Origin of the sequence: Enterobacter sp. Crenshaw, from assembly GCF_024734705.1 — a bacterium.
Lineage (GTDB): Bacteria > Pseudomonadota > Gammaproteobacteria > Enterobacterales > Enterobacteriaceae > Enterobacter > Enterobacter asburiae_B.
The window spans coordinates 3,045,659-3,062,896 of sequence record NZ_CP102932.1 but is presented as its reverse complement, the minus strand read 5'-3'; the positions used below and the strand labels follow the sequence as shown (position 1 = coordinate 3,062,896).

The 17,238-nt window shown below is 60.3% G+C and carries 9 protein-coding genes; 1 reads left to right on the top strand and 8 read right to left on the bottom strand.

Annotation, left to right across the window (positions count from 1 at the left end):
* Positions 1-317: 317 nt before the first annotated feature.
* The 7 genes from baeR to yegD all read right to left on the bottom strand — a co-directional run bounded on the left by baeR (position 318) and on the right by yegD (position 12,820).
* Positions 318-1,040 carry a two-component system response regulator BaeR gene (baeR, locus tag NWV12_RS14635; RefSeq protein WP_032642850.1) on the bottom strand — a complete coding sequence of 241 codons (723 nt, stop codon included), beginning with the start codon at positions 1,038-1,040 and terminating at the stop codon, positions 318-320.
* A complete protein-coding gene (gene baeS / locus NWV12_RS14630) occupies positions 1,037-2,440 on the bottom strand; it encodes a two-component system sensor histidine kinase BaeS (protein ID WP_023312417.1) in 1,404 nt (467 codons plus the stop codon). The genes baeR and baeS overlap by 4 nt, the downstream gene beginning before the upstream one ends.
* On the bottom strand, positions 2,437-3,852 hold the full coding sequence (locus NWV12_RS14625; RefSeq protein WP_048980147.1) for an MFS transporter: 1,416 nt from the start codon (positions 3,850-3,852) through the stop codon (positions 2,437-2,439). Before NWV12_RS14625 ends, baeS begins: the two co-directional genes overlap by 4 nt.
* Positions 3,853-6,930: a multidrug efflux RND transporter permease subunit MdtC gene (gene mdtC / locus NWV12_RS14620; RefSeq protein WP_039263116.1), complete on the bottom strand. Its 3,078-nt coding sequence runs from the start codon at positions 6,928-6,930 to the stop codon at positions 3,853-3,855.
* Entirely contained in the window at positions 6,931-10,053 is a 3,123-nt protein-coding gene (locus NWV12_RS14615; RefSeq protein WP_048980148.1) for an MdtB/MuxB family multidrug efflux RND transporter permease subunit, read from the bottom strand.
* Positions 10,053-11,255, bottom strand: a complete 1,203-nt coding sequence (locus NWV12_RS14610; RefSeq protein ID WP_048980150.1) for an MdtA/MuxA family multidrug efflux RND transporter periplasmic adaptor subunit — start codon at positions 11,253-11,255, stop codon at positions 10,053-10,055. Before NWV12_RS14610 ends, NWV12_RS14615 begins: the two co-directional genes overlap by 1 nt.
* Before the next feature lie 212 nt (positions 11,256-11,467).
* Positions 11,468-12,820, bottom strand: coding sequence for a molecular chaperone (gene yegD, locus NWV12_RS14605; protein ID WP_048980152.1), 1,353 nt, complete (start codon positions 12,818-12,820; stop codon positions 11,468-11,470).
* A gap of 130 nt (positions 12,821-12,950) precedes the next feature.
* On the opposite strand from yegD, the gene alkA reads away from it, so the two are divergent.
* Positions 12,951-13,823 (top strand): DNA-3-methyladenine glycosylase 2, encoded by an 873-nt coding sequence (alkA, locus tag NWV12_RS14600; protein ID WP_048980154.1) that lies wholly within the window; start codon positions 12,951-12,953, stop codon positions 13,821-13,823.
* Here the strand turns inward: alkA and NWV12_RS14595 are convergent.
* Positions 13,788-17,117, bottom strand: coding sequence for a diguanylate cyclase (locus NWV12_RS14595; protein WP_048980155.1), 3,330 nt, complete (start codon positions 17,115-17,117; stop codon positions 13,788-13,790). The two genes, alkA and NWV12_RS14595, sit on opposite strands and share 36 nt — an antisense overlap.
* Positions 17,118-17,238 lie beyond the last annotated feature (121 nt).

Genomic DNA, 17,238 nt, shown 5'->3' with positions numbered 1-17,238 from the left:
AGATAAATGATGTGTGAAGTTAATTTTACAATTTAGTATATATATCTATTATGATAAAACTGAATGTAATTCAGTAATGTAAGCAGCACAACTGTTGATGTCATAATGTCAGTATTGTTAAACCTATGTGCCAAGGATCCCCATTCTGCATAGATAATGACACAGTGGTTAATAAATTTATTATGGTCAACTCGATTAGGCTAACAAGCTTCGTCTGAATAGCCAGCAAACTGTGTAAGAGTACGATGTTTATAACATACTTACTCTTACACTGACAATATACTTAATAGGGGGAGTGAAAATGTTGCGATTATTTTTCACGCAATCCTGCACGCATCCGCTTCCCAGCGATACCCCACGCCGTACACCGCGCGGATAAACGACTGCTCGGCGTCCAGCGCCTCCAGCTTGCGGCGCAGGTTTTTGATGTGGCTGTCGATGGTGCGGTCGGTCACGACGCGGTAATCGTCATACAGGTGGTTCAGCAGTTGCTCGCGGGAGAACACTTTTCCCGGCTCGTGGGAGAGGGTTTTCAGCAGGCGGAACTCCGCAGGCGTCAGGTCCAGCAGCTTGCTGCGCCAGCTCGCCTGGAAGCGGCTTTCGTCGACAATTAGCGGGCTTTCGGCATCGAGCACCTGAAGCTCGCGCTGCGGCCTGCAGCGGCGCAGAATGGTTTTCACGCGGGCGACCACTTCACGCGGGCTGTAGGGCTTGCAGATGTAATCGTCCGCGCCAATTTCGAGCCCCAGCAGGCGGTCAATCTCTTCAATTTTGGCGGTGACCATGACGATCGGCACGTCGGAGAAGCGACGAATTTCCCGGCACAGGGTCAGTCCGTCAACGCCCGGCAGCATTAAATCCAGCAGGATCAGATCCGGCGGGGTCTGGCGCACGTATGGCAGCACTTGGTCGCCGTGGCTGATCAGCGACGGGGCGTAGCTGGCCGCGCGTAAATAGTCGATCAGCAGCTGCCCAAGCTTGGGCTCGTCTTCCACAATCAAAATGCGCGGCGTGTTTTCGTCAATCGGTAACTCGGTCATACTTCTCTCGATAAATCCCGTTCCAGAGGTAACTCTACTGTAATGCTAACCCCGCCAAAAGGCGAATGGGCGGCGCGGATCGTGCCATTATGCGCCTCGACGATGTTAACGCAAATCGCCAGCCCCAGTCCGGAACCGCCGCTGGCGCGGTTACGGGAGCCTTCGGTACGGTAGAAACGTTCAAACAGTTTTTCCAGCTGCGCGTCCTGCACGCCGGGGGCGGAATCCGCGAAGGTAAGGGCAAAGCGTCCGTTTTCCTGCCTGCCGGAGATGTGCAGCCCGCCGCCGCTGTCGGTGTAGCGCAGGCTGTTTTCCAGCAGGTTATTGAACAGCTGCATCAGCCGGTCCTTGTCGCCAAACACCACAGCGCTGTCCGGCAGGGAGAGGTCGATTTTCAGGTTGCGGCTGGCAAAGCGCTCGCGGAAGGCGCCGCTGATCACTTCCAGAATGTTAATCACGTCCACCGGCGCCTTCTGGTAGGCCAGCGCGCCTTCGTCGGACATGGAGAGCTGGTGGAGATCGTCCACCAGCTTGGTGAGCGTGCCCACCTCCGCCTGCAGAGAGGCCACCGATTCAGGCGTAAACTGGCGCACGCCGTCCTGGATGGCCTCCAGCTCGCCGCGCAGCACCGCCAGCGGCGTGCGCAGCTCGTGGGAGATATCGGCCATAAAGTCGCGGCGCATCTGCTGGTTCTTCTCCAGCGTGCTGGCAAGCTGGTTAAAATCCTGCGCCAGCTTGCCCAGTTCGTCCTGGCTGCGGGTATCGACGCGGGTGGTAAAATCCCCGGCGGCCAGCTTGTGCGTGCCTTCCACCAGTCTTTTCACCGGGGCGAGCAGACCGCGCGCCAGCGGGAAGGTGGCGAGCGCGGCGAGCAGGGTGGAGAGGGCGACAATCAGCCAGCTTGTCCGGCGCTGCTGACGGTCAAAGTTGATGTCGGTGTTGCGCGTCAGGCGCTCCACCGGAGAGGCGATAACCCAGCCGACCGTCGCGTTGTTGACTTTGATCGCACGACGGGTGCCGTCCGGCGGGATCGGCGCACGCGGACCCACCAGCGTGCGCATGTCCTGGTCAATCACCCAGAACTGGGTGCGCCAGCCGTGCGGCGGCATGCCCGGCCCCGGGCGATCGTCACCGGTATCGTGCTCCAGCGAGCGCAGGATCTGGAAAATAAAGCGGTCGTTATTGCGCAGAAAACGCCAGTTGCCGTGCTGGGCGTACTGTTCACTCAGCGCATCGCTTAAGCCCTGTAAACGCTGTTCATTGCCATGCTTGATGTAATCAATAAAACCGCGCTCGAAGCTAATCCGCACCGCCCAGTGCATGGTGATCAGCAGGACGATACAGGTGGCAAATATCGCCACGAAGAGCTTGCCGGTAATGCCCGGACGCCAGAATTTCATGAGCCACTCCTTTTGCCGCGCCTAATCACGACGTTCTTGCTGGTATCATCCGGCACTCTGGCGAAGATGAAAGCGGGCAGGGCGATGATGACCGCCATGCTTAAATAGGTATACAAAAAGACCTGATGCGCCACCGGCGTGTCGACGCTGAGGTGGTGCTGGCCGTACATGCCGAGCAGTAGTCCGTCGATGGTGACCCCGACGCTCATTGAGAGCTGCATGATCATCGACAGCAGGCTGTTGCCGCTGCTCGCCAGATCGTCCGGCAGGTCCTTCAGCGTCAGGGTATTCATCGACGAGAAGCGCATGGAGTTGACGATCCCCTGGCAGAACAGCACCAGCGGCAGAACGTAGTACCAGCCCATCAGCGCCACGGCCATAAACAGCAGGCTGACCAGCGCCAGCCCCAGCGTGGCGGTTACCAGCACGTGACGGTAGCCAAAGCGGTTCACCACCTGCACCACGATGCGCTTCATTCCCATGCTGCCGAGCACCATTGGGATCATCATCAGGCCCGCGTGGAACGGCGAAAATCCCATTCCGATTTGCAGGAAAACGGGCGTCATAAACGGCAGCATGCCGCTGCCGACGCGCCCGGCGAAGCTGCCGAACAGGCCAAGGCGATAGGTGGGTTTTTTAAACAAGCTAAGGCTGAACAGCGCCTTATCGTTACCTCTGGCATGCCGCAGATACCACAGAATGGCGGTGATGCCGATAACGACCAGCATCCCCAGCGCCAGGGGCGAAATGCCCAGCCCTTTTTGCCCGTCGAGCGCCAAGGTAAGCGTGGCCATGCCCGCCGCCAGCAGGATAAAGCCGAAGAAATCAAAGCGCCGGGTCTGCATTTTGTAGTTCGGCATCAGCGTCAGGGTGGCGATGGCGCCGATGATGCCAACAGGAAGATTGATTAAGAAGATCCAGTGCCAGGAGGCGTACTCCACCAGAATGCCGCCGAGCGCCGGGCCCAGCAGCGGCCCCACCTGACCGGGTAACGTCACAAAGGTCATCGCCGCCATGTACTGCTCGCGCGGCACGATCTTCATCACCGTTAGCCGCCCGACGGGCACCATCATCGCCCCGCCGACGCCCTGCAGCACGCGTGCCATCACCAGCTGGTCGAGGGTGTTGGCCTGGGCGCAAAACAGCGAGCCGGTGGTAAACAGCACGATGGCGGTAAAGAAGATATTCCGCACGCCCACTTTGTCCGCCAGCCAGCCGCTGGCTGGCAGCATGACGGCCACCGTCAGCACGTAGGAGACAATCACCATATGCATATGCAGCGGGCTCTCCCCCAGGCTTTTCGCCATTGAGGGGAGGGCGGTGTTGACGATGGTCGTATCCAGCGACTGCATAAAGAAGCCGAAAGCGACTATCCAAAGCTGCCAGCGAACGTTAGCGGGAAGATCGGTCATTTACTCGGTCACCGTGGTTCTGTTTTTACGCGAAAAGCGCAGCCGCAGGCGGTCGAAGAACAGATAGACCACCGGCGTGGTGTACAGCGTCAGCAGCTGGCTCATGACCAGGCCGCCGACGATGGTGATCCCCAGCGGCTGGCGCAGCTCTGAGCCGTCGCCGCCCGAGATAACCAGCGGCAGCGCGCCAAACAGCGCCGCCAGGGTGGTCATCATGATCGGCCTAAAACGCAGCAGGCAGGCCTGGAAGATGGCCTCTTCCGGCGACAGATTGCCGTTGCGCTGGGCGTCCAGGGCGAAATCCACCATCATGATCGCGTTTTTCTTCACGATGCCGATCAACAGCATGATCCCAATGAGCGCGATCAGGCTGAACGGCGCGCCGAACAGCTCCAGCGCCAGCAGCGCCCCCACGCCCGCCGACGGCAGCGTCGAGAGAATGGTCAGCGGGTGAACGTAGCTCTCGTACAGCACGCCCAGCACAATATAAACCGTGGCGATGGCGGCCAGAATCAAAATCACCTGCGAGTTCATCGTCTCCTGGAACACCTGCGCGGTGCCGGCAAAGCTGCCGCGCACGGTGGACGGCACGCCAAGCTGCGTCATCGCGCGGTTGATTGCGTCGCTGGCTTCAGAAAGCGACGAACCGGCGGGCAGGTTAAAGGAGATGGTCGACGCCGCCGAAAGCCCCTGATGGTTCACCGACAGCGGCGCGTTGGCAGGCTGCCAGCTGGCAAAGTAGGAGAGCGGAATCGCCTTGCCGTCGTTGTTAATCACAAACATTTTGTCCAGGGCACTGATGTCCTGGGTGTAACGCGGGTCAACCTCCATCACCACCTTGTACTGGTTCATCGGCTGGTAGATGGTGGAGATCTCGCGCTGGCCGAAGGCGTTGTTCAGCAGGCTGTTGGCGGCCTCAACGTTAATGCCCAGACGCGACATGGTTTCGCGGTCGTAGGTCAGGGCCATCTCGGCGCCGTTGTCCTGCTGATCGGAGTTGACGTCCGCCAGCTCCGGCAGGGCGGCCAGCGCCTTGCGGATCTTCGGCTCCCACTCGCGCAGGGCGGCTAAATCGTCCGAGAGCAACGTGTACTGATAGCTGGCGTTCGCCTGACGGCCGCCGACGCGGATATCCTGAACGGCCATCAAAAACAGGTTTGCCCCCGGCTCTTTGGCGAGCTTCACCCGCAGGCGGTCAATCACCTGCTGGGCGGTTTCGTTGCGCTCGCCGCGCGGTTTCAGGGTAATAAACATCATCCCGCTGTTAACGCGTGACCCGCCGGTAAAGCCGGTGACGTTATCCACGGCTTTGTCTTCACGAATGATCTTCATAAAGTCCTGCAGCTTGCCGCGCATCGCCTGGAACGAAATGCTCTGGTCCGCCTGAATCCCCCCCATCAGCACGCCGGTGTCCTGTTCGGGGAAGAAGGTTTTCGGGATGGTGATGTACATCCAGACGTTCAGCCCAATGGTGGCGATAAGCACCAGGCCGACCAGCCGGGTATGGTTCAGTACCCACTTCAGCGATTTGCCGTAGCCTTCCTGCATGGCCATCAGGAAACGGCCAAAGCCTTTACGGCGCGGCTGCGAATGCGGTTTGCTGCGCTTGAGCATCCAGCCGCACATCATCGGCGTCAGCGTTAAGGAGATCGCCAGCGAAATGCCGATGGCGACGGAGAGGGTGACGGCGAACTCGCGCAGCAGCCGGCCCGGCAGCCCGCCCATCAGCAGCAGCGGCAGGAATACCGCCACCAGCGACAGGCTCATGGAGAGCACCGTAAAGCCCACCTCGCGCGTGCCCTGCAGCGCGGCCTGCAGCGGCTTCACGCCCGCTTCCAGGTGGCGGGAAATGTTTTCCAGCACCACGATGGCGTCATCCACCACGAAGCCCGTCGCTATCGTCAGGGCCATCAGCGACAGGTTGTTGAGGCTAAACCCGCACAGGTACATGGCGGCAAAGGTACCGATCAGCGAGACCGGCACGGCCACCGCCGGAATAAGCGTCGCGCGGCCGGATCGCAGGAACAGGAAGACCACCAGGATCACCAGCGCGACGGAGATAATCAGCGTTTGCTCCACCTCTTCAAGCGAGGCGCGAATAGTCGGGGAGCGATCCTGGGCAATTTGCAAATCGATTGCTGCCGGGATGGTCTCCTGCAGGTCCGGAAGACGGGCGCGAATGCTGTTCACCGTCTCAATAATGTTCGCTTCCGGCAGCTTGCGGATCATCAGCAGAATGGCCGGTTTCGCGTTGGTCATCCCGGCGTTGCGCACGTCCTGCACCGAGTCGGTGACGCTGGCGACGTCGCTCAAGCGCACCGCCGCGCCGTTGTTGTAGTGAATAATGAGCGGCTGATATTCCGCGGCGGTTTTCAGCTCGTCGTTGGTGTGGATCTGCCAGCGGTGGCTGCCGTCCTCAATCGCCCCTTGCGGCTTGCGGACGTTGGCCGTGCTGATGGCGGAGCGCACGTCATCCAGCGACACGCCCTGGTTGAACAGCGCCTGCGGGTTTAGGCCTACGCGCACGGCGGGCAGGGAGCTCCCGCCGACGCTCACGTCACCGACGCCGTTAATTTGTGAGATTGTCTGCGCCAGCTGGGTAGACGCAAAGTCGTAAAGCTGCCCCTGCGAGTACGTATCGGAGGTCAGCGTCAGGATCATGATCGGCGCATCGGACGGGTTGGCCTTGCGGTAGGTTGGGCGGCTCGGCATCCCGCTCGGCAGCAGGCTTTGCGCGGCGTTGATGGCCGCCTGCACGTCGCGCGCCGCACCGTTAATATCCCGGTCGAAGCTGAACTCCAGAATGATGCGCGTGCTGCCCAGCGAGCTGCTGGAGGTCATCTCGTTGACCCCCGCAATCCGCCCGAGCGAGCGCTCCAGCGGCGTGGCAACCGACGAGGCCATGGTCTCCGGTGACGCGCCCGGCAGCGAGGCGCTGACCATGATCACCGGGAAATCCACCTGCGGCAGAGGCGCTACCGGCAGCAGCCGGAAGCCCAGCACGCCGCAGAGGGTAATGGCGAGCGAGATTAAAATCGTCGCCACCGGGCGATAAATGAAGAGGGCGAAAAACTTCACTTATGCCTCCTCTTCACGTTTCGGGAAGCGGCTTTTGGTCCACAGCGCCAGGCGGTCAAACAGCAGGTAGATAACCGGCGTAGTGAAGAGCGTGAGCACCTGGCTTACCAGCAGACCGCCGACCATGCCGATACCCAGCGGACGGCGCAGCTCCGCGCCAACGCCGGTGCTGAGCATCAGCGGCAGCGCGCCCAGCAGGGCGGCCAGCGTCGTCATCAGGATTGGACGAAAACGCAGCAGACAGGCCTGGAAGATGGCGTCGCGCGGCGACATGCCCTGCTCGCGCTCGGCGGCCAGGGCGAAGTCGATCATCATGATGGCGTTTTTCTTCACGATCCCGATAAGCAGGATAATGCCGATGATGGCAATGACGTCCAGCTCGCTGCCCGCCAGCATCAGTGCCAGCAGCGCCCCCACGCCCGCCGTCGGCAGGGTAGAGAGGATGGTGATCGGGTGGATAAAGCTTTCGTACAGCACGCCGAGCACGATGTACATCGCCACGACCGCCGCGACGATAAGCCAGATGGTGTTACCCAGCGCGGCCTGAAACGCCAGCGTGCTGCCCTGGAACTGGGTCTGAATATCGGACGGGAAGCTGAGCTCTTTTTCAGCAGCCTGAATGGCCTCCACCGCTTCGCCGAGAGAATAATTGTCCGGCACGTTGAAGGAGATGGTGGTGGACGGGAACTGATCCAGATGGTTAATCGACAGCGGGGTATAGCGTTCTTCCACCGTGGCGATAGCGCTCAGCGGCACAATGCCGCCGTCTTTGCTGGTCAGGCGCACCGAGTCCAGCCCCGCCAGTCCGGGCGTGTTCTCAGTGTTGTGCTCCAGCACCACGCGATACTGGTTCGCCTGGGTGTAGATGGTGGAGATCAGGCGCTGACCGAAGGCGTTGTACAGGGCGTTGTCCACATCCGACATGGTAATGCCCAGGCGGCTGGCGGTATCGCGGTTGACGTTCACGTATGCCGCCAGCCCTTTGTCCTGCCAGTCGCTGCTGACGTCGGCGAGCTGCGGCAGGGTGTTAAGCTTATTCACCAGCTGCGGCACCCAGGTGCTGAGCGCGTCCAGCGAGGTGGCCTGCAGCGTGAACTGGTACTGCGTGCGGCTGACCTGGGTATCAATGGTCAAATCCTGAATCGGCTGCAGGTAAAGCTCAACGCCCGGCACCCGCGCGACGGTGTTTTGCAGACGCTCAATGACGGAGTTGACGCGATCGTCGCGTTCATCCAGCGGCTTGAGGTTGATCTGCAGACGCGCGCTGTTGAGCGACGGGTTGGTGCCGTCGACGCCCACGTAGGAGGTCAGGCTCTCGACCGCCGGATCCTTCATGATGATTTCAGACACCTGCTGCTGGCGCTGGGCCATACTGGCGAAGGAGACCGACTGCGGAGCCTGCAGCGTGCCCTGAATAATGCCGTTGTCCTGGATCGGGAAGAAGCCTTTCGGAATGAAAACCCACAGCATCACGCTGAGCGCCAGGGTTCCCAGCGCCACGCCGAGGGTGGCCCACGGATGGTTCAGAACTTTCGCCAGCACGCGGCCGTAGGCGGCAATAATCCGCTCGAACATGCGCTCGGAGGCGCGCGAGAAGCGGTTTTGCTTGCGCAGGGACTCGTGGCTCAGCATGCGGGCGCACATCATCGGCGTCAGGGTCAGCGACACCACGGCGGAGATCAAAATGGCGACCGCTAGCGTCACGGCAAACTCGCGGAACAGCCGCCCGACGATATCGCCCATAAACAGCAGCGGGATCAGCACCGCAATCAGCGAGAAGGTCAGCGAGATAATGGTAAAGCCGATTTCGCCCGCGCCCTTCAGCGCGGCTGCCAGCGGCTTTTCGCCTTTCTCGATATAGCGCGAAATGTTCTCGATAACGACGATGGCGTCATCCACCACGAACCCGGTGGCGATAGTGAGCGCCATCAGCGTCAGGTTGTTAATCGAAAAGTCGAGGAACACCATCACCGCAAAGGTCCCGACCAGCGAGAGCGGCACGGCGACGGCGGGAATAATGGTTGCCGGAACGTTACGCAGGAACAGATAGATGATCATGACCACCAGCGCAATCGCCAGCATCAGCTCAAACTGGGTGTCGGTAACCGACGCGCGAATGTTGGTGGTACGGTCGGAAAGCACCTTCACGCTGACCGATTTCGGCAGGCTTTCGATCAGCTGCGGCAGCATGGTGCGGATGCTGTCGGCGGTTTCGATGATGTTAGCGCCCGGCTGGCGCTGCACGTTCATCACGATCGCCTGCTGCCTGTTGGCCCAGGCGCCGAGCCAGCTGTTTTCGGCACCTTGCTCCACGGTCGCCACGTCGCCCAGACGCACCGGAGCGCCGTTCTGGTAAGCAATAATCAGCTGACGGTATTCATCGGCGGACTGCATCTGATCGTTGGCAGAGAGCGTCACGGCGCGGGTGGGGCCGTCCAGCGAGCCTTTTGCCGAGTTAACGTTGGCGCTGCTGATGGCGGTGCGGATGGTTTCGCTGGTCAGCCCCAGCGCGGCAATCGCCTGCGCGTTAAGCTTCACGCGTACGGCGGGGCGCTGGCCGCCCGCCAGGGTGACGAGGCCGACGCCGGAGACCTGAGAAATTTTCTGCGCCACGCGCGTTTCGACCATGTCTTCGACCTGGGTCATCGGCATGGCGGAGGAGGTGACGGCCAGCGTCATGATCGGCGGATCCGCCGGGTTCACCTTGCTGTAGACCGGCGGGTTGGGCAGGTCGGACGGCAGCAGGTTGGTGGCGGCGTTAATCGCGGCCTGCACCTCCTGCTCGGCGACGTCCAGCGACAGCGTCAGCTGGAACTGCAGCGTCACGACGGATGCCCCGCCGGAACTCTGGGAGGACATCTGTTTTAGCCCGGACATCTGGCCGAACTGGCGCTCCAGCGGAGCGGTAATGGCGGACGTCACCACGTCCGGGCTGGCGCCGGGATAGAGTGTGACAACCTGAATCGTTGGGTAATCCACCTCCGGCAGCGCCGACACGGGCAGGAAGCGATAGCCGATAATCCCGGCGAGCAGGATCGCCACCATCAGCAGCGTGGTGGCGACAGGACGGAGGATAAACAGGCGTGACGGCCCGCCTGTAGAGCCTGGAGGCATCACCTGCATCAGGATTTCGCTCCCTGTTTCGCAGGTTCAACCACTTCCACTTTGGCCCCTTCGGTCAGACGGTCAATGCCGTCGGTGACCACGCGGTCGCCTGCGGAAAGGCCGGCGGCGATGACCACCGTCTGGCTGTCCTGGATACCGGTTTTCACCAGGTGCTTGCTGACCTTATTGTCGCTGTTAAGTACCCAGACGAAGTTACCTTCGTTACCCATCTGCAGCGCAGCGGTAGGGATCACCACCGCGTTCTCTTCGGTGGCGACCAGCATGCGCGCGTTGACGAACTGGTTCGGGAAGAGGGCATCGTCCTGATTGTTAAAGCGCGCCTTCAGCTTGATGGTGCCGGTGGTGGTGTCGATCTGGTTATCCAGACTGAGCAGGGAACCTTCGCTCAGCTTCTGCCTGTTGCTGCGGTCCCAGGCTTCCACCACCAGCCCCTTTCCGGATTTTTGCGCCTGCACCACGGTCGCAATTTCGCTTTCCGGCAGGGTAAAGACTAAATCAATCGGGTGAGTCTGGGTGATCACCACGATGCCCGTGGTGTCGCCGCTGGAGATCTGGTTGCCGATATCGACCTGCTTCAGGCCCACGCGCCCGTCAATCGGCGCGGTGATGCGGCTCCAGTCCAGCTGCAGCTGTGCGCTGGCGACGGCGGCCTCGTCGGCTTTGATGGTGCCCTGCGTTTCGCTGACCAGCGACTGCTGGGTGTCCAGCTCCTGACGAGACACGAGGTTGGTTTTCACCAGCTGCTGGTAGCGGGCCAAATCGCGACGAGCGTTGGCGAGCGTGGCTTTGTCCTTCGCGAGCTGCCCCTGCGCCTGGGCGAGGGCGACCTTAAACTGGCTTGGGTCGATTTCCGCCAGCAGATCGCCTGCTTTAACCTGCTGACCTTCCTGGAAGTGAATGGCCATCAGCTGACCGTCGACGCGGCTGCGCACCGTCACGGTGTTGGCGGCGGTAATGGTCCCAAGGCCCGTTAGATAGCGAGGAACGGCTTTATTCACTGCCGTCGCCGCCTGTACCGGCGCCAGCGCGCCGCCGCGCATGCCGTGACGCCCTCCGCCTGCCGGGCGCTGTGCCTGACTATTGGCACCGGCGGGGGCTGCGGTGTTCGCGGATTGACTGTGCCAGTACCAGGCGGCGGCAAGGACCACCACAATGATGCCAGCGGCGATTGCCCAGCGGGATTTGTTACTGCCTTTCATCGTTATACGTTCTCATCCTGAAGACTTCGGGGAATGATACTAGTTTAGTCAGCTAACACAGCGGAAAAATGGAGGAAATATGGAAGACTGTCAGGAATGGTCTGAATGGAGGTAAACGCAAAACGGCAACATCCGTTGCCGTTTTTTGTGTTTTCTCCCTCTCCCTGTGGGAGAGGGCCGGGGTGAGGGCACCAGAACGCACCGCAACAATGCTAGCTAAACATCACCTGCGCCCAGCGCGCCAGCCCGGCGGTGACGGAGCCAAAGTCATCCCCACCGGCAATCGGAATGCCCGGCAGCTGTTCCGCCAGCGCTTTCTTGATCAGCGGCGAACGGGCGCTACCCCCGGTCAGGTAAATCACGTCCGGCTTCTCTTTGCCGTTCTCCAGCGCCAGCTGCACCTGCTCCAGAATACGCTGCAGCGGCTGCGCGAGCGCCGCCTCCAGCCCGTCCTGCGAAATCGCGGTGGTCAGTTCGTCGCAGATAAACGGCAAGGAGACCGCATGCTCAGCGCGGTCGGAAAGGGCAATTTTGCTCTCTTCGGCAGTCCGCACCACGCGATAGCTCAGGCGCTGACGCCACACTTTATACAGCAGGGCGACTTTTTCGGCGTCCTGCGCGTCGCGCACCAGATCGTTAAGGAAGCGGCCGTTCGCGGTGCTGTAAAAATCACTTTGCGCAGGCACATCGTTGATGGCAATCGCGTTCCACCACGGCAGGATCGGCAGGGCGATGCCTTTTTCGGTTTGCCCGCCCATGCCGAGCAGCGGCATCAGGCTTTTGAATGCCAGCGCGATATCGAGATCGTTACCGCCTACGCGGCAGCCGCTGTGCCCCAGCAGGCTATTTTCACGGTCGCGACGGTTATGCCACTGCGGCCCCATCAGCAGCAGCGAGCAGTCCGTTGTGCCCCCGCCGATATCCACGACTAACACGCGCTTCTCTTCCGTCAGCGTGGCTTCAAAATCCAGCCCCGCGGCAACCGGCTCGTACTGAAACACCACGTCGCGGAAGCCTGCCCGGTGCGCCGCGCGTTCAAGGATCCCCTGCGCCTGCTGGTTGGCCTCGTCGCCGCCCAGCCCCTGGAAGTTGATCGGGCGGCCAATGACCGCCTGGGTAATCGCATCGGAGACCTGCGTCTGTGCCTGATTGCGAATATGCAGCATCATCGCGCACACCAGGTCTTCGAACATCGCCACCTGCTGCGGCTTCAGTCCGCTGGCGCCGAGGAAGGATTTTGGCGACTTAACGAAGTAAACCTCTTCAGGATCTTCAATATAGTGCCCGAGCGAAGAGAGGCCGAACTGCACGCTGGAGGGCGTAACGTCGATGTCTTCCTCGCGGTTAAAGCTGACCGCCCGGCGCAGCAGCGCCTGGGTCTCCGCCGCCGTGGCCGGAACCTGATGGTGGCGGAACAGCCATTCGCTTACCGCTTCACGCGTCGGCGCGCAGAGCATTGACGGCAGCAGCGTGCTCTCTTTTTCCATTTTCAGAAGCTGTGGCTGCCCGTCTTGCATAACCGCAACCGAGCAGTTTGCCGTACCGTAGTCGAATCCAATAAACACGATTAATCCCCATGCCAGTGAGAAGGGGCGAGACTTTAACGAAATGTCCGCATGGCGACAACAGGAATATGAAAGCAAGGCGAAACAGGACCTTTCCGTTTATGCTGTGGAGAACCCAAAAGGAGAGACGATGTACACCCTGAACTGGCAACCCCCTTACGACTGGCAGTGGATGTTTGGCTTTCTCGGCGCGCGTGCGGTGACGGGCATTGAAACCGTCACCCACGACTACTACGAGCGCAGTTTTGCCTGCGAAGGGCATCAGGGAATATTTCGCGTAACGCCGGATATCGCCACCCATACGCTGACCGTGACGCTCACTCCGGGGTTAGTTCCGGTTGCGCAGACGTGCCTTGAACGCATCGAGCGCCTGTTCGATCTCGCGTGCAACCCGCAGCACATCGCGGATACGCTGGGGGATCTCGGTGCTGCCCGGCCGGGCTTGCGTTTGCCGGGGGCGATGGACGCGTACGAACAGGGCGTCCGGGCGATCCTCGGGCAGCTGGTGAGCGTGGCGATGGCGGCGAAACTGACGTCGCGCGTGGTGGCGCTGTGCGGTGAGCCGATCGCGGATTGTCCGGGCTATCTCTGTTTCCCCACGCCTGACGCGCTGGCGGCAGCGGACCCGCTGGCGCTGAAAGCGTTGGGCATGCCGGTAAAACGCGCGGAGTCGTTAATTCATCTGGCGCAGTCGGTCATCGACGGGACGTTTCCGCTTTTCCCACCCGAGAATATTGAGGCCGGGATGAAGGCGCTACAGCAGCGGCCGGGAATAGGGCGCTGGACGGCAAACTACCTGGCCCTGCGCGGCTGGCAGGCGAAAGATGTCTTTCTGCCTGATGATTATCTGATTAAGCAACGCTTTGCCGGGATGACGCCCGCGCAGATTCGGCGTTATGCCGAACGCTGGCAGCCGTGGCGCTCTTACGCGCTGCTGCACATCTGGTATACCGACGGCTGGACGCCGTCAGTTGATGGCGAAATAGCTGGTGTTGAGCAGTAGATCCAGCGGCTGCGGCTCGGCGATGGTGTCGCCATAGATAAAATCAATACCGATGCCGGAGAGCGTATCCATCATGATGGGCTGATTGCACGGACCCGCGATGGTTTTCATCCCCAGACGCTGGGCGTGGCCCTGAACAATGGTCACCATCATCTCATCCATCAGGTTGCCATACACGTTGCTTACCACCTCTGCGTCCAGCATCAGATAGTCGGCCATATTGGCGGTCAGGTGGGTGAAGACGTTCATGTCGCGGCCCACCTGGCTGAAGATCACGCGGCAGCCCGCCTGGCGAAGCTTTTGCAGACTCCGCTGCAGGTTTTTATCCGGGCTGCACACCACGTCGGCAGAGATGACCAGATGCAGGAGACGGCCCGGCATGGGGCTTTTATCCAGCAGGGCGAGAAGCTCATCGACCAGCGTTACGCTGGCTAAACCGGCCTCAGAAAGCGGCAGCGCCACCCCCATGCCTTTACTGGCGACCTGTGCGGCAGAGGCGCGGAAAAACTCATTAAAAATACGCCTGTCGAGGGCGTGCAAAAGCTCAGGCTCGGCCAGACCCGAGCGGAAGGCATGCTCTTCCTGGACTTCGCCCTGGCTGGTCCACAGGCGTAACGACAGCAGCCAGAAATTACTGCTTTCCGGGATACGCGGGGAAGCGACGCTACGGGCAATCATCATCAGGTGATTGTCTTTAATCATGTGCCACTGTTCATCAAGCGACATCATGCTGCGCGTGTTGTGATCCCGCTCCTGCTGGGGTTCGTAAACCGTCACCATGCCGCGCCCGCTGTTTTTCGAGGCATAACAGGCTATATCGGCCTGCGACATCACCTCCGACGCCTGATGGTTATTTTCATCAATCAGCGTGATGCCTGCGCTGGCGCCGATCCGGTGCAGGCGGCCTTCCCACATAAAGTGATAGTCATTGATCGTGTGGATCAGGCGCCCGGCGATATAGCGCGCGCTTTCAATATTGCAGTCCGGCAGCAGTAACCCGAACTCATCTCCGCCCAGTCGCGCCAGCACGTCGCTGGAGCGGAGCATGGTCAACATCAGGGAGGAGAGCTCCCGCAGCAGGGCATCCCCCGCCGCATGGCCTGCCGTATCGTTGACGGCTTTGAAGCGATCGAGATCGATAAAGACCAGAGCATGACGCTGGCGCGTTTCGCGAACGGTCTGCAGGAGCCGTTTAAGATGATTTTCGAAGCTGACCCTGTTTGCCAGATGGGTCAGGGCATCGTGGGAGGCGCTATAGCTCAGCTGACGCAGCATTTTGCGCGACTCGGTCACGTCCTGAATCACGATAACCGAGCCAATATTCTGCCCGTCCAGCGTGCTGAGCGGCGTAATGCTGTAGTGAATATCAAAATTCCCGCCGGTACGGCAGTTCAGCACCACGTCCTGATCGATATCGGAACGGGACATATCGCCGCTGTGAATATTCTCCATCAGCGGCCCTTTTTCACCAAAGGTGATGTGCAACACCTTCAGGATCGGCTGGCCGATAGCCTCGGTCTGCAGCCAGCCGCTCATTTTCTCGGCCACCGGGTTCATAAAGGTGACGTTCATGTTGATATCGGTGCACAGCACCGCTTCACCGATGGAGTCGAGGGTGATGTGCAGACGCTCTTTTTCCTGGAAGAGGGCCTCGTTGAGCTGCTTCACCTCGGTCATGTCCATGTTGATCCCGAGCAGCCGTTCGACTTCACCCTGCTTATTGAGCACCCGGTTCGCCAGGGAGCGAATGTGGCGCACGCCTTCCTTCACGCGGATGCGGAATTCCAGCTTAAACGGCAGACGGGAAATCAGCGAGTCCCGCAGCACCTGCTCAGCGTGGGCACGATCTTCCGGCAGCATCGTGTCATGCCAGAGCTGCCAGGTAGGCTTGATGTGCGGCGGGATTTCATACAGCTCAAACATCCGCTTGTCCCAGCTGATAATGTCTGGCTCCAGATCCCACTCCCAGATGCCGATGCCGCCCGCCTCGTTAGCAAGCGTAATGCGCTCCATCAGGCGTTTGTTGACCCACTCGGTCTGCTTCAGGTCGTTAATGTCTTCAATCTGGGCGATAAAATAGAGCGGCGAGCCGTCGGCATGGCGCACGACGGAGACGGCAAGGAGCGCCCAGACCACTTCCCCGTCGCGAGTGTAATAGCGCTTCTCAAGGGTATAGGTATTGATGTCGCCGTTGACCAGCTGTTCGAGCTGTTCCAGGTCGGTGTGCAGATCTTCCGGCCAGGTGAGCTGCTGGAAGGTCAGCGACTGGAGCTCCGTCTGGCTGTAACCGAGGAAATTGCATAGCGCCTTGTTAGCCTGCAGCCATTTGCCCTCAATGCTGACCAGCGCCATACCGATGGCGGAATACTCCATCGCATTGCGAAAACGCTCCTCGCTTTCGGTGATGTGTTTGCGCTCGGCGCGGAAGGCATACATCACCATGGTCATCACGTTGGCAGGCAGGAGCAGCATCAGGAACGGCAGCCAGGGGGCGTTCAGCATCGCCCCGACGTGCTGGGTTGTCAGCGCCACAGGATTTCGGGCAATCATCAGCGACACAACCATCACGGTGACCAGAAACACCAGGAACGCTTCCATTCGCGGCAAGCGCACGGCGCTCCACATAAGCAAAACGATAACGCAGGTGAAAGGCCACGGCAGCCAGGTGATGGCTGCCCAGCTGAGGGCCAGCGTTACGGCCAGCGTGGTCAGGGTTTCCAGCAGCAGTCTCGGGTTACGATGGCGCAGCAGATAATGCGGTTTAAACAGCAGCCCCAACGGTACCACCGCCAGCGCGCCGATGGCTTCGGACAACACCCAGACGAAGAAATTACGCAGGGGTTCAGGGCCGGGAGCCAGTAGGGACACCAGCAAGCCGCCCACCAGCGGCGGGAGCACCGCGCTGCCGATGGCCACGCGGATCCAGTCATTCAGATTCTGCAGCGGGTTGTACCACGGGAGCAATTTGCGCAGCAATAGCGCACCGGTAAAGGCTTCAACCACGTTAATCGAGGTGTAGGTGAGGCTTATCGATCCCCACGAAAAGAGCATCCAGGTGGCCAGAATATTGCCGAACGAACAGGCCAGGGCGATTCCCGGCCACATTTTTCCTGCATGGCGGTAAAACGCCACCATCATAATGGCGGTGGGGAACCAGAGCGGGGCCAGCAGGGTGCCGAACCGGGTAAGCTCCAGGGAAAATAAGGTAAAGATAAAGGTGACCAGGCCCAGACAGACAAGTCGTATTAAAGGATGTGGGGTGGTAACCAAAACCCGCTGGTATTGTTTATTCATTACCGCTTTATCCAGAGACGCCATGCCGTCAGGGAAGATGTCCGAACGCGTGAATTTGATAATTTGGTTTATGCTAGTACAAACAATTTACAATTCATATGGTGACCGCTCAGAATTTGAC